The 12,531-nt window shown below is 59.8% G+C and carries 14 protein-coding genes; 9 read left to right on the top strand and 5 right to left on the bottom strand.

Features of this window, described 5'->3' with window-relative positions; all coding sequences use genetic code 11:
• Position 1 precedes the first annotated feature (1 nt).
• Positions 2-1,234 carry a 3-methyl-2-oxobutanoate dehydrogenase (2-methylpropanoyl-transferring) subunit alpha gene (locus ACVI9W_RS05215; protein ID WP_038613433.1) on the bottom strand — a complete coding sequence of 411 codons (1,233 nt, stop codon included), beginning with the start codon at positions 1,232-1,234 and terminating at the stop codon, positions 2-4.
• Positions 1,235-1,436: 202 nt separating this feature from the next.
• Between ACVI9W_RS05215 and bkdR the strand changes: the two genes are divergently transcribed.
• The 3 genes from bkdR to ACVI9W_RS05200 all read left to right on the top strand — a co-directional run bounded on the left by bkdR (position 1,437) and on the right by ACVI9W_RS05200 (position 4,826).
• Complete coding sequence (bkdR, locus tag ACVI9W_RS05210) at positions 1,437-1,922, top strand: Bkd operon transcriptional regulator BkdR (RefSeq protein WP_038613431.1); 486 nt, start codon at positions 1,437-1,439, stop codon at positions 1,920-1,922.
• 228 nt (positions 1,923-2,150) lie between these two features.
• On the top strand, positions 2,151-3,392 hold the full coding sequence (locus tag ACVI9W_RS05205) for a glutamine synthetase family protein (protein WP_461531794.1): 1,242 nt from the start codon (positions 2,151-2,153) through the stop codon (positions 3,390-3,392).
• A 93-nt stretch (positions 3,393-3,485) separates the two neighbouring features.
• Entirely contained in the window at positions 3,486-4,826 is a 1,341-nt protein-coding gene (locus ACVI9W_RS05200; protein ID WP_461529382.1) for an MFS transporter, read from the top strand.
• Positions 4,827-4,907: 81 nt separating this feature from the next.
• Here ACVI9W_RS05200 and ACVI9W_RS05195 read toward each other — a convergent pair whose 3' ends face one another.
• From ACVI9W_RS05195 to flgA, 4 genes are all read right to left on the bottom strand, one after another.
• Positions 4,908-5,651, bottom strand: a complete 744-nt coding sequence (locus ACVI9W_RS05195; protein WP_038613425.1) for a flagellar brake protein — start codon at positions 5,649-5,651, stop codon at positions 4,908-4,910.
• An 80-nt stretch (positions 5,652-5,731) separates the two neighbouring features.
• A complete protein-coding gene (locus ACVI9W_RS05190; protein WP_038613423.1) occupies positions 5,732-6,199 on the bottom strand; it encodes a flagella synthesis protein FlgN in 468 nt (155 codons plus the stop codon).
• 45 nt (positions 6,200-6,244) lie between these two features.
• Positions 6,245-6,559 (bottom strand): flagellar biosynthesis anti-sigma factor FlgM, encoded by a 315-nt coding sequence (gene flgM, locus ACVI9W_RS05185; RefSeq protein ID WP_038613421.1) that lies wholly within the window; start codon positions 6,557-6,559, stop codon positions 6,245-6,247.
• Positions 6,560-6,727: 168 nt separating this feature from the next.
• The gene (gene flgA, locus ACVI9W_RS05180) at positions 6,728-7,480 is read right to left on the bottom strand and encodes a flagellar basal body P-ring formation chaperone FlgA (protein WP_461529381.1); all 753 of its coding nucleotides are present in this window, start codon (positions 7,478-7,480) and stop codon (positions 6,728-6,730) included.
• A gap of 71 nt (positions 7,481-7,551) precedes the next feature.
• Between flgA and ACVI9W_RS05175 the strand changes: the two genes are divergently transcribed.
• From ACVI9W_RS05175 to flgE, 6 genes are all read left to right on the top strand, one after another.
• A complete protein-coding gene (locus tag ACVI9W_RS05175) occupies positions 7,552-8,481 on the top strand; it encodes a chemotaxis protein CheV (protein WP_038613417.1) in 930 nt (309 codons plus the stop codon).
• A gap of 51 nt (positions 8,482-8,532) precedes the next feature.
• On the top strand, positions 8,533-9,360 hold the full coding sequence (gene cheR, locus ACVI9W_RS05170) for a protein-glutamate O-methyltransferase CheR (RefSeq protein WP_422416411.1): 828 nt from the start codon (positions 8,533-8,535) through the stop codon (positions 9,358-9,360).
• Between the two features lie 172 nt (positions 9,361-9,532).
• Complete coding sequence (gene flgB / locus ACVI9W_RS05165; protein WP_461529380.1) at positions 9,533-9,940, top strand: flagellar basal body rod protein FlgB; 408 nt, start codon at positions 9,533-9,535, stop codon at positions 9,938-9,940.
• A 3-nt stretch (positions 9,941-9,943) separates the two neighbouring features.
• The gene (gene flgC, locus ACVI9W_RS05160; protein WP_028945514.1) at positions 9,944-10,387 is read left to right on the top strand and encodes a flagellar basal body rod protein FlgC; all 444 of its coding nucleotides are present in this window, start codon (positions 9,944-9,946) and stop codon (positions 10,385-10,387) included.
• Between the two features lie 15 nt (positions 10,388-10,402).
• Complete coding sequence (gene flgD, locus ACVI9W_RS05155; RefSeq protein ID WP_038613411.1) at positions 10,403-11,131, top strand: flagellar hook assembly protein FlgD; 729 nt, start codon at positions 10,403-10,405, stop codon at positions 11,129-11,131.
• 30 nt (positions 11,132-11,161) lie between these two features.
• Entirely contained in the window at positions 11,162-12,487 is a 1,326-nt protein-coding gene (gene flgE / locus ACVI9W_RS05150; protein ID WP_461529379.1) for a flagellar hook protein FlgE, read from the top strand.
• Positions 12,488-12,531: the final 44 nt, after the last annotated feature.

Raw genomic sequence — 12,531 nt, 5'->3', positions numbered from 1 at the left:
GTCAGATCCCCAGTTCCTGGCGCTGCCGGCGCAGGTGCTCCGGCATCTCCTTGTAGACATCCTCGAACATGGACGCTGGGCTTGGCATCTGGCCGCCGGCCAGGGTGCCGTACTGCTCGGCTTCTTTCTGCGCCTTGATGATCTCGGCCTCGAGTTCGGCGGTAACCGCCTGGTGCTCTTCCTCGGACCAGTGGCCGATGGCGATCAGGTGCTGCTTGAGGCGGGCGATCGGGTCGCCAAGCGGGAAGTGGCTCCAGTCGTCGGCGGGGCGGTACTTGGACGGATCGTCCGAAGTCGAGTGCGGGCCGGCGCGGTAGGTGACCCATTCGATCAGGCTCGGGCCCAGGCCACGGCGGGCGCGTTCGGCGGCCCAGCGCGAGGCGGCGTAGACGGCGATGAAGTCGTTGCCGTCGACCCGCAGCGAAGCGATGCCGCAACCGACGCCACGACCGGCGAAGGTGGTCGATTCACCCCCGGCGATCGCCTGGAAGGTGGAGATTGCCCACTGGTTGTTGACCACGTTGAGGATCACCGGCGCGCGGTATACGTGGGCGAAGGTCAGGGCGGTGTGGAAGTCGGATTCGGCGGTGGCGCCGTCACCGATCCAGGCCGAGGCGATCTTGGTATCGCCTTTGATCGCCGAGGCCATGGCCCAGCCGACAGCCTGGACGAACTGGGTCGCGAGGTTGCCGCTGATGGTGAAGAAACCGGCTTCACGTACCGAGTACATGATCGGCAACTGGCGGCCCTTGAGCGGATCACGCTCGTTGGACAGCAGCTGGCAGATCATCTCTACCAGCGACACGTCGCGGGCCATGAGAATGCTTTGCTGGCGGTAGGTGGGGAAGCACATGTCCGTGCGGTTCAGGGCCATGGCCTGACCGCTGCCGATGGCTTCCTCGCCCAGGCTCTGCATATAGAAGGACATTTTCTTCTGGCGCTGGGCGACCACCATGCGGCTGTCGAACAGCCGGGTCTTGAGCATGGTGCGCATGCCTTGGCGCAGGACGTCGGGACCGATGTCCTCGGCCCATGGGCCCAGGGCATTGCCTTTGTCATCCAGTACGCGGATCAGGCTATAGGCGATATCCGCGGTATCGGCGGCTTCTACATCGACGGGAGGTTTACGGACCTTGCCGGCATCGTTCAGACGCAGGTAGGAAAAATCAGTCTGGCAGCCTGGCCGGCCGGTAGGCTCGGGCACATGCAGACGCAGGGGGGCGTACTCGTTCATGCTTTTTTACGCTCGCTCTGTCTTGTGTTTTTGTTGAGCTTTGAAGCGGTCGCTGCTGAAACCCCGGCTTGTGACCAGGGAGTCAGTCTTGTCCTACATGATATTCGGGCGCCTGAAGAATATTTCTCTCAAGTTCATTGCCTTTGTTCGGGCTTGCGGATAAACATTCTTTATAAAGACAAAAAACAGGTGAAATTTTCTCATGCGCAAACTGGATCGCACCGACATCGGTATTCTCAACAGCCTTCAGGAAAACGCCCGGATCACCAACGCCGAGCTGGCGCGCTCGGTCAACCTGTCGCCGACGCCCTGCTTCAACCGGGTCAAGGCCATGGAGGAGCTGGGCGTGATACGTCAGCAGGTAACCTTGCTGGCCCCGGAAGTACTGGGGCTGGACGTCAATGTGTTCATTCATGTCAGCCTCGAAAAGCAGGTGGAGCAATCCCTGCACCGCTTTGAAGAAGAAATCGCCGAGCGCCCGGAGGTCATGGAGTGCTACCTGATGACCGGGGACCCGGATTACCTGTTGCGGGTGTTGCTGCCAAGCATCCAGGCGCTGGAACGCTTTCTTGATTACCTCACGCGTTTGCCCGGCGTGGCCAACATCCGCTCCAGCTTTGCCTTGAAGCAGGTGCGCTACAAGACTGCCTTGCCGTTGCCGGCCAATGGCATGACCTTGCCCGGGTGACTGCAGAAATCAGGCCTGTAGAAAATTTCGATCATGCCCAGTCTGGGTGCTTGAAATTCCGAACGCCTGGTGCCTATGTTGTAGCTATCGCCTTTCACGGCATGCGAAAACAATAAGGATAGTGTCATGACGACCAGTGGCCAGTGTGCGCTCGCGGAGCGATTGAGCGGCATTGATGAGATCGAGTGCGTTACGCCGGACCTCAATGGCGTGCCGCGCGGCAAGGTAATGACTGCCGCAGGATTTCTCGAAGGCCGGCGTTTGCAGATGGCCCGAGGGGTGTTGCTGCAGTGCATCATGGGTGGCTATCCGCCAGCGCGCTTCTACGGTAGCGACGATGGCGACCTGGCCCTGGTAGCCGATGCTCAGCAGATCCACCGTCTGCCCTGGAGCGACGAGCCGCGTGCCCTGGCGATTTGTGATGCGGTCGAACTGAGCGGCGCAAGCTCAGGCCTTTCCACGCGTGGTTTGCTCAAGGCGGTGATTGCGCGTTACGCAGCCCGCGGCCTGGCACCGGTGGTGGCAACCGAGCTTGAGTTTTTTGTCTTCGCGCCCAATACCGACCCGCACCAGCCGTTCCTGCCGCCACTGGGCAAGGATGGTCGTCGCGAAGAGGGGCATTCGGCGTTCAGCGTCAGTTCCAACAACGGCCTGCGCCCGTTCTTCAGCGAGGTCTATCGCTGCATGGAAGCCTTGGGCTTGCCGCGCGACACCTTCATGCATGAAATGGGTGTCAGCCAGTTCGAGATCAACCTGCTGCACGGCGATCCTTTGTTGTTAGCCGACCAGACCCTGCTGTTCAAGCATTTGCTCAAAGAGGTTGCGCTCAAGCATGGCCTGACCGTGGTGTGCATGGCCAAGCCCCTGGCACACACGCCGGGCAGTTCCATGCATATTCACCAGAGCCTGGTAGAGATCAACGGCGGCCGCAACGTGTTCAGCGACGCCGACGGCAAACCGACTGCGACCTTCCGTCATTTCATCGGTGGCTTGCAGGCCTGCATGGCGGACTTCACTGCGCTGTTTGCGCCGAACGTCAATTCCTATCAGCGCCTGTGTCACCCTTACGCTTCGCCCAACAATGCCTGCTGGTCAGAAGACAATCGCGCTGCCGGCCTGCGCATTCCGGCCAGTTCGCCGGTGGCGCGGCGGGTTGAGAACCGTTTGCCCGGTGCGGACACTAACCCCTATCTGGCTATCGCCGCCAGCCTTGCCGCCGGTCTGTATGGCATCGAGCAGCAGCTGGAGCCTGCGCCGGCTATCCAGGGTGAGTTCGAGGTGCCGGAGCATTTGAGCCTGCCATGTACCTTGCATGCGGCGCTTGAGCGTCTGAAGCACAGTGCGCTTGCACGGGAGTTGTTCGGTGCCGAGTTCATCGACGGCTACATCGCCACCAAGACGCTGGAACTGACCAGTTTCTTCGATGAAATCACCCCGTGGGAGCGTCGCGTGCTGGCGGCTCAGGCCTAGTGTTTTTTTAGTCCCCAGACCTGCAGCACGGTTATTTTCACTTATGCTTTCAAGCAGTTTTTCCACCTGCTCAAGGGGCCGTTCGGGACGCTGATGCGACAGATCTGGAAGTCTTTTCGCGCGCTGTATTTCGCTGCGCTGATGATGTTGATTGGTTCCGGCTTGTTGAGTACTTACCTGGCCTTGCGCCTGGCTGCCGATCATGTCGACAGCCTCTGGGTCGGTGCGCTCATGGCGGCCAACTATTTCGGTCTGGCCCTGGGCGGCAAGATCGGTCACCGCCTGATTGCCCGGGTTGGCCATATCCGGGCCTATGCCACCTGTGCCGGGATCGTCGGTGCGGCGGTGCTCGGGCATGGCCTGGTCAGTTGGTTGCCGGCCTGGGTGGTGCTGCGGGTGATCGTCGGTCTGGGGATGATGTGCCAGTACATGGTCATTGAAAGCTGGCTCAACGAGCAGGCGGATGCCAAACAGCGTGGGGCGGTGTTCAGCGGCTACATGATTGCCTCCTACCTGGGCCTGGTGCTGGGGCAGTTGATACTGGTCGCGCATCCGCAACTGGGGCCGGAGCTGTTGATGCTGGTGGCCATGTGTTTTGCCTTGTGCCTGGTGCCGGTGGCAATGACCCGGCGCATTCACCCGGCACCATTGCGCCCGGCGCCGATGGAACCGCGCTTCTTTATCAAGCGGGTGCCACAGTCTTTGAGCACGGTGCTGGGCTCGGGGCTGATCGTTGGCTCTTTCTATGGTCTGGCGCCGTTGTATGCAGCCAAGCAAGGGCTGAGCACCGAGTACATCGGTCTGTTCATGGGCTGCTGCATCTTTGCCGGCCTGCTGGTGCAGTGGCCGTTGGGCTGGCTGTCGGATCGCTATGATCGCGCGGTCTTGATCCGTAGCGTAGCCGTGGGCCTGGCGATTGCCGCGTTGCCCCTGGCGATCATGCCGACGGTGCCGCTGGTTGTCTTGTTCGCTGCCGGCTTTGCCGTGTCGTTGCTGCAGTTCTGTCTGTATCCCCTGGCGGTGGCTTTTTCCAACGACCATGTGGAAAGCGAGCGGCGGGTTTCGCTGACTGCCATGCTGTTGGTGACCTACGGTGTCGGCGCCAGTATCGGGCCGCTGGTGGCGGGGGTGCTGATGAAGGTTTTCGGCACGCAGATGCTGTATGCCTTTTTTGTGTTCTTTGCCCTGGTGCTGGTCTGGCGGATTCGGCCGAAGGCGGTCACCGGTCTGCACCAGGTCGACGATGCGCCGCTCAATCACGTGGCCATGCCGGCGGCGGGTTCGCCCTTGTCGGCCGCACTCGATCCGCGGGTTGATGAGCAGAGCGTGCAGGATCAGATGCAGACGCCGGTGGCGGCTGAGGATACCGAGGAGGATAGCGATCAGGAGGAGGGTGATGCAGCCGGGACGGAGGAGAAACCGGCACCGGTGTGAACTTTATCGCAGGGCAAGCCCGCTCCCACTGGGAGGGTGAATATCCGGTGGGAGCGGGCTTGCCCCGCGATGCTGTGAAACTCAGTAATCGTCTTTATCGAACCGTCGCGCTTCACGCTGCAGCTGATAGACAAAGGTTTCGATCTTGCGCTGCATCTGCCCGTTCAGGTTGTGAAAGCGCACACCCGCAAAGGTGGTGTTGACGCGCTCTTCGAAATGCAGATGACGCAGCTCCACTTCGACCTGGGACAAACCCAGCGGTGCGCCGGAGGCGAATTTCTCGTAGACCTGACCCAGTTGCAGGCGCTCCTCGACATTGCCTTCAAAGCGCAGCTTGCAGCCGGTAGCGGAGATGTCCAGCAACTTGCCGCGCAATTCACCATTGCCCTTGAGTTTGTCGCCATCGAGCTTGACGTCGACCAGTTGCGACAGTTTCAGTGCAGCACGGAAGGCATTGCGGCGCTGGTGGTAGGCCACTGCAGTCGGCAGTGCGCCACGGTAGCAGCGATGGCCGTCAACTTCGCTGATGCTCAGCGGGGTATTGCACTCCCAGGCGATCCGCACACCATCATGAAAGCCCTCGACCCGGAACGGCTCGCCGTTCTCCAGGTAGCGCTCACCGTCGCGCGGGACCATTTCATCAAGCGCCAGGCGATTGCTTTCGCGGTCGACCTCGACCACATAGCTCTGGAAACGCTGGCTGCGTTCGTGGAAGGTGATGATCAGCGGGTCATGGCTCTCTTGCAGCGACCGCAAGTTGGCGGCAATTTCCAAAGGAGTGGTGAGCACCTTTGGTGGCTGCGGAGCTTCTGCTTCATTGAACACGGGTAATCAATCTCCAGGCATAAACGGCACACGCAAGTAACGGCATTTTGCCAGTATGTTCCGTGCCTTGATACAGGGAATCAAGCCTGGCTGAGCGCCCGTGGCTTGGCAAGGGGCGAGGTCGATCCCCGAGCGTCATACAGCGACGGTGATTCGCCGCCCATGAGGATTCTGATCTGATTGGCTGTGGTGCTTTGCTGAAGCTGGATCGAGCGGCCATTGCGCTCGTTGACGGCCTGGCAGTCGGCAAGCAGTTTGCCCAGTACGTCCAGCTGTTGCAGCAGCAACTCGCCCAGCGATGACTGGCTGGCCAGTTGTGCAACACCTTCGCGGTCCTGGCTCAGGCCAAGGCTGGCAAGCAGTTCACTGCGCCGCCGACCTTGCTGATCAAGAAGGATTACCAGCGATTGCTTGCGCGCCAGAATGTCTTCCAGCAGCGGCATGTCACGGCCGTGCAGGGCGATCGACTCGGTCTGCAGCAATTCAAGCAATTGTTGCGCTGGAGCAAAATCATCTTCGATCAATTGCAGCAAGGTAGTGTCGTGCATGGCTGGCTCTTTGGTTCAAGCGTCCTGAAGTCAGCGCGCCAGGGGCTAGCGCTGAGCTTCGAAATTAAGCAGTTTGCTGGCGACGCGGTTGCTGTCGACCTGGTAGCTGCCGTCGGCGATCGCCTGCTTCAACTCCGCCACCCGGGCGCTGTTGACAATCGGCTGGTCGCGCAGCTTGTCGCTGACCTTTTGCAACTGCTGGGCCTCGTGGCTGAGGTGTACGGCTTCCCCGCTGGCGCTGCCCTGGGCGACGGAATCGGCCTTGGCGGCGGTGTTGCTGGCAGTGCTTTCCTGGCTGTTGCCGGTACGCACGCCGGCAACCGACGGGGAGTTATTCAAACGACTGAAGTCGATGACCATGATCAGAAAACCTCTGGGTATAGGGACGCTTGCCTTGTTTTCGGCCAACCCGAAAGAAACTTTAGGCGCAATTGCAGTGCAGACTGCGCAGCAGGTTCCGGGCACCCAATGGGACACAGTTTAGGAAAAGCGGTTCCTTATCGCCAGAGTTCTTCGTGGTTCTCCCGTTTACATGGACACTTCGACCTGGCCGGGCCCGGTTACCCTGGCCTTGACCACCCGTTTGGAGTTGAGATTGCGTACCCGGATCTGTTCGCTCAGGCCGCCTTTGCTCAGGGCTTCGCCTGGCATGCGTACACTGAGCGTGCCGCTGCGGGCGGTGATGACCACCTGATCACCCTTGCGGACCACTTCGGCCTGTTCCAGGTGTTGAGGGGTCAGCACCTGATCCATGACCGTCGGTCGGATAACCTTGAGCCCGATCGCCTGTTCCAGATCGCTCAGAAACCCCTGGTTCAGCGCGCCGACATCACGTTCGCGCAGGCTGACGTCCTGTTCGCCGACAATGCTTTCGCGTTTGAGCGGGCGCACCACGGTGACAACATTGCGAAACAGGCGTACCTGGGCGGGCACGAACACCGTCCAAGGTGAGCTGCCGTTACAGCGCACCCTTACGGTCACGCGGCCCAGCGGCTGTGCCGGGCTTTCCAGATTGGCGTCCAGTTGCCGGTCGCACTGCGGCATGCGCAGGCGCGGGTCGAGGGTGTTGACCTGGATTTCGTAGCGGCCTTGGGTCTGGCTGCTGGCCAGGTAGTCTTCAACAGTGAATTCAAGAAACCCCTGGGTGACGCCGATAAGCTGTTCAGGCAAGGTGAAAGCGTCAGCCAGAAGTCGGGTGCCCGGAATCAGCAGGCACAGCGCAGCAAGATAGCTGGTCAGGTGGCCGGTCAGGCGTCGGAAAAATGTCGTTTTCGTGTTCATACGATTAAAAAAAGCAAAGCGCGTGCCGAGACTGGGTACGAAGTTCGAAGCGTTTGGTGAGGGAGTCTTGCATGGCTGGTGTAATGGATTCAGTGAACCAGCGCACGCAACTGGTGGGGCAGAATCGCCTGGAGCTGTTGCTGTTTCGTCTCAATGGCGAGCAGCTCTACGGGATCAACGTGTTCAAGGTGCGGGAGGTGCTGCAATGTCCACCCCTGACCGTGATGCCCAAGTCCAATCCGGTAGTGCGCGGTGTCGCGAATATTCGTGGGGCAACCATCCCGATCCTCGATCTGGCGATGGCGACCGGTATGCCCGGTCTGAGTGAAGATGTCAGCAAGAGTTTTGTGATCATCACCGAGTACAACACCAAGACCCAGGGCTTTCTGGTGCACTCGGTGGAGCGCATCGTCAACATGAACTGGGAGGAGATCCATCCGCCACCCAAGGGTACCGGGCGTGATCACTACCTGACGGCGGTGACTCGGGTCGACAACAAGATGGTCGAGATCATCGACGTGGAGAAGATCCTCGCCGAAGTTGCGCCGACGTCCGAGTCGATTTCTGCCGGGGTGGTCGATGCCGAGGTGCAGGACAAGGCAGTGCTGCTGCGGGTACTGACGGTCGACGATTCGTCGGTGGCGCGCAAGCAGGTTAGTCGTTGCCTGCAGACGGTCGGGGTCGAAGTGGTGGCGCTCAATGATGGCCGCCAGGCGCTCGAGTACCTGCGCAAGCTGGTGGATGAGGGCAAGCGTCCGGAAGAAGAATTCCTGATGATGATCTCCGATATCGAGATGCCGGAGATGGACGGCTACACCCTGACGGCCGAGATTCGCAGCGACCCGCGCATGCAAAAATTGCACATCATCCTGCATACTTCGCTTTCCGGAGTGTTCAACCAGGCGATGGTCAAGAAGGTCGGGGCCGATGATTTCCTGGCCAAGTTCAAGCCGGACGACCTCGCCCAACGCGTCGTCGATCGCATCAAGGCCACGCACTAACGGCCGGGGGCTGTGCCCCTGGCGGTTCACACGATTTAAGAGGCGGCATCTTTGTCTACGGGTAATTTGGATTTCGAACAGTTCCGGGTCTTCCTGGAAAAAGCCTGTGGCATCCTGCTGGGCGAAAATAAGCAGTACCTGGTCTCCAGCCGTCTCAACAAGCTGATGGAGCAGCAGGGCATCAAGTCCCTGACCGAACTGGTACAGCGTATCCAGAGCCAGCCGCGCAGCGGTTTGCGCGAGCTGGTGGTGGATGCCATGACCACCAACGAAACCCTGTGGTTTCGTGACACCTATCCCTTCGAAGTGCTGAAGAACAAGGTATTGCCTGAGCAGATCAAGGCCAATCCCGGACAGCGCCTGCGTATCTGGTCGGCCGCCTGTTCCTCGGGGCAGGAGCCGTACTCGATCTCGATGGCGATCGATGAGTTCGAGCGCAGCAACATCGGCCAGCTGAAGATGGGGGCGCAGATTGTTGCCACTGACCTGTCCGGCGCCATGCTCAATAACTGCAAGACCGGTGAGTACGACAGCCTGGCGATTGCCCGTGGATTGTCCCAGGAACGTCTGCAGCGCTACTTCGATGTCAAGGCGCCCGGGCGCTGGGCGATCAAGGCGCCGATTCGCAGTCGCGTGGAATTTCGCTCGTTCAACTTGCTCGACAGTTACGCAAGCCTGGGTAAGTTCGACATCGTGTTCTGCCGCAACGTGCTGATCTACTTCTCGGCCCAGGTCAAGAAAGACATCCTGTTGCGTATCCACAGCACGCTCAAGCCGGGTGGTTATCTGTTCCTCGGGGCGTCCGAAGCGCTCAATGGCTTGCCGGATCATTACCAGATGGTTCAGTGCAGCCCGGGGATCATCTACCAGGCCAAGTAGGCCGCTCTCCAGAATTGCCGCTTTGCTGGCGCCGAGCGGAAATCCTTTGCCGCTTTTCTGGCATTGCCGCCAGCGGCAAATCACTCAAAGCCCCGTATTTACGGGGTTTTGTTTTTTGGCATGGCTCTTGCTCTAGCTCAGTCAACGAAAAACCTTCGAAGGTTTCCCCGACATGAGCATCAGCTTCGACAAAGCGCTCGGCATCCACGAAAAGGCATTGGGCTTTCGCGCCCAGCGCGCCGAGGTGCTGGCCAACAACATCGCCAACGCCGACACGCCGAACTACAAAGCGCGTGACATGGACTTCGCCTCAGTCCTGGCGGCTCAGGCCGAGAAGACAAGCAAGGGGCATTTTGCGCTGGATCGTACCAATACCCGGCACATCGAGGCTGAAGGCCTGAGCGTGGGTGATGAAACCCTGCAGTACCGCACGCCGATGCAGCCGTCGATCGACCAGAACACCGTCGATGCCCAGCTTGAACAGTCGAGCTACGCGGAAAACGCCGTAGGTTTTCAGGCCAGCTTCACGCTGCTCAACAGTAAATTCAAAGGGCTGGTATCGGCCCTGCGCGGAGAGTAAGTCATGTCCCTCGCCAGTGTCTTCAACATTGCCGGTAGCGGCATGAGTGCGCAGACCACGCGTCTGAACACCGTCGCTTCGAACATTGCCAACGCCGAGACGGTTTCGTCGAGCATCGATCAGACCTATCGCGCGCGCCATCCGGTGTTTGCCACCACCTTCCAGCAAGCCCAGGGCGGTGTCAGCCAGTCGCTGTTCCAGGATCAGGGCGAGGCCGGTCAGGGTGTTCAGGTGCTCGGTGTGGTGGAGGATCAAAGCAACCTTGAAGCGCGCTACGAGCCGAATCATCCGGCGGCGAACAAAGACGGTTATGTCTACTACCCGAACGTCAATGTGGTCGAGGAGATGGCGGACATGATCTCTGCCAGTCGCTCGTTCCAGACCAACGCCGAGCTGATGAACACGGCCAAGACCATGATGCAGAAGGTCCTGACCCTGGGTCAGTGATAAAGGACGAAGCCAATGGCAAGCGTTAACGACACCACCGCCGGTGTAAACCTGAACGACGTGCTCAAGGCGTCGGTCAAGAAGACTTCCGAGACCAACTCCAGTGGCGTTGCTTCGGCAACCAACAGCAAGACCGGCAACCAGACCCTGGGCAAGGATGCGTTCCTGCAGTTGCTGGTTACCCAGATGCGTAACCAGAACCCGCTCGATCCTCAGGACAACAGCGAGTTCGTCGCCCAGCTGGCGCAGTTCAGTAGCCTGGAAGGTATCACCACCCTCAATGAGTCGGTGACTGCGATCTCTGGCAGCTACAAATCGTCCCAGGCGCTGCAGGCGTCGTCGCTGGTCGGTCGCTCGGTGATCGCCCAGACCGACAAGGCCGTGGTCGACACCACCAAGAGCTTCAATGGCTCGGTGGTGGTGCCGCAGTCGCTGAGCAATGCCACCGTCACCATCACCGACAAGGATGGCAAGGTGGTCAAGACCATCGACCTGGGCGAGCAGAAGGCCGGCAATGCCGCCTTCGTCTGGGATGGCACCAATGACGCGGGTGAGAAGGTCGATCCTGGCACCTACACCTTTGCCGCCAAGACCACCATCGATGGCAAGCAGCATGACATGTACACCATGCTGCCGGCCACGGTCAGCAGCGTCACCATCAGTCAGACCGGCGGCGAGATGATGCTCAATCTTGCCGGCCTGGGCAGCATTGCGCTGTCCAAAGTCCAAACCATCGGTATATAGAGCCGGCTAACGCGGCACAAGGAGTGAAAGATGTCATTCAATATCGGCCTTAGCGGTCTCTATGCAGCCAACAAACAACTGGACGTGACCGGCAACAACATTGCCAACGTTGCCACCACCGGCTTCAAATCCTCGCGTGCGGAATTCGCCGACGTCTACTCGGCCAACAAGCTCGGCGTCGGCAGCCAGAGCGTCGGTAACGGCGTGCGTCTGGCTTCGGTCTCGCAGCAGTTCACCAATGGCGATATCACCAATACCGGCAACGTGCTGGACATGGGTATCCAGGGTCAGGGCTTTTTCGTCCTGAGCGACAACGGCTCGCTCAGCTACACCCGTGCCGGTGCCTTCCAGACCAACAAAGACAACTACGTGACCACCGCTGATGGTCTGCGCCTGCGTGGCTATGGTGTGGACGAGAACGGCAAGATCATCAACGGTGTGCTGACCGACCTGAAGATCGACACCTCGGCACTGGCGCCAAAGTCCACTACCTCGATCGATCAGGGCATCAACCTGAACTCGTCGGACAAGGTCATCCCGAGCACCACCACGTTCGATCCAACCGACGACACCACCTGGAACAAGACCTTCGCCACCAAGATCTATGACAGCCAGGGTAACGAGCACATCATGGATCAGTACTACGTCAAGACCGACACCAATGAGTGGAAGTCTTACACCCTGGTCGATGGCCGTAACCCGCTCGATCCTACTCAGGAGCCGCCGCAGCCACTGGAAGGCGTCATCACCTTCAAGCCTGACGGTAGTGTCGATACCATGACCGCGGGTGCTGCAGGTTCTGGCTACGAAGTGGTGAACAAGGTGTTCAAGCTGACCGGCTGGATTCCTGCCACCGTTACCGATCCGAATGCCAAACCGCCGGTGTGGGGCTCCAATGGTTCCGAGGCTAGCGCTGGCGGTATCGCCATCGACATGACTGATACCACCTCCTACAACACCCCGACCACGCGTCTGTCGCAGAGCCAGGACGGTTACGCTACCGGTATTCTGTCGAGCCTGAGCATCGACTCCAGCGGTGTGATGTTCGCCAGCTTCAGCAACCAGCAGTCGCGCGCAATCGGTCAGGTTGCCATTGCTTCCTTCGCCAACGAGCAGGGCCTGCAGCCTATGGGTGGTACGCGCTGGACCGAGACTTACTCCTCGGGTATCCCGGGTATCGACGCGCCGAAGACCGGTACTCTGGGTGCTATCGCCTCCAACTCGCTGGAGGCCTCCAACGTCAACCTGACCACTGAGCTGGTCGAGCTGATCAAGGCGCAGAGCAACTACCAGGCGAACGCCAAGACCATCTCTACCCAGAGCACCATCATGCAGACCATCATTCAGATGACCTGATGCTGCTGTGAAGTGCTAGGTGTGGACGGACCCCTTTCTCGGAA

The organism is Pseudomonas sp. 210_17 TE3656 (genome assembly GCF_054821965.1).
This window is presented reverse-complemented; position numbering and strand designations above follow the sequence as displayed.

Excerpts from the sequence above, each read along its gene's own strand:
- flgD (WP_038613411.1), top strand. The coding sequence starts at position 10,403 with ATGGCAAGCGTTAACGACACCACCGCCGGTGTAAACCTGAACGACGTG.
- ACVI9W_RS05205 (WP_461531794.1), top strand. The coding sequence starts at position 2,151 with ATGACTGCCGCAGGATTTCTCGAAGGCCGGCGTTTGCAGATGGCCCGA.
- flgM (WP_038613421.1), bottom strand. The coding sequence starts at position 6,559 with ATGGTCATCGACTTCAGTCGTTTGAATAACTCCCCGTCGGTTGCCGGC.
- ACVI9W_RS05175 (WP_038613417.1), top strand. The coding sequence starts at position 7,552 with ATGGCTGGTGTAATGGATTCAGTGAACCAGCGCACGCAACTGGTGGGG.
- flgE (WP_461529379.1), top strand. The coding sequence starts at position 11,162 with ATGTCATTCAATATCGGCCTTAGCGGTCTCTATGCAGCCAACAAACAA.
- ACVI9W_RS05190 (WP_038613423.1), bottom strand. The coding sequence starts at position 6,199 with ATGCACGACACTACCTTGCTGCAATTGATCGAAGATGATTTTGCTCCA.
- flgB (WP_461529380.1), top strand. The coding sequence starts at position 9,533 with ATGAGCATCAGCTTCGACAAAGCGCTCGGCATCCACGAAAAGGCATTG.
- ACVI9W_RS05200 (WP_461529382.1), top strand. The coding sequence starts at position 3,486 with ATGCGACAGATCTGGAAGTCTTTTCGCGCGCTGTATTTCGCTGCGCTG.
- flgA (WP_461529381.1), bottom strand. The coding sequence starts at position 7,480 with ATGAACACGAAAACGACATTTTTCCGACGCCTGACCGGCCACCTGACC.
- ACVI9W_RS05215 (WP_038613433.1), bottom strand. The coding sequence starts at position 1,234 with ATGAACGAGTACGCCCCCCTGCGTCTGCATGTGCCCGAGCCTACCGGC.
- flgC (WP_028945514.1), top strand. The coding sequence starts at position 9,944 with ATGTCCCTCGCCAGTGTCTTCAACATTGCCGGTAGCGGCATGAGTGCG.
- bkdR (WP_038613431.1), top strand. The coding sequence starts at position 1,437 with ATGCGCAAACTGGATCGCACCGACATCGGTATTCTCAACAGCCTTCAG.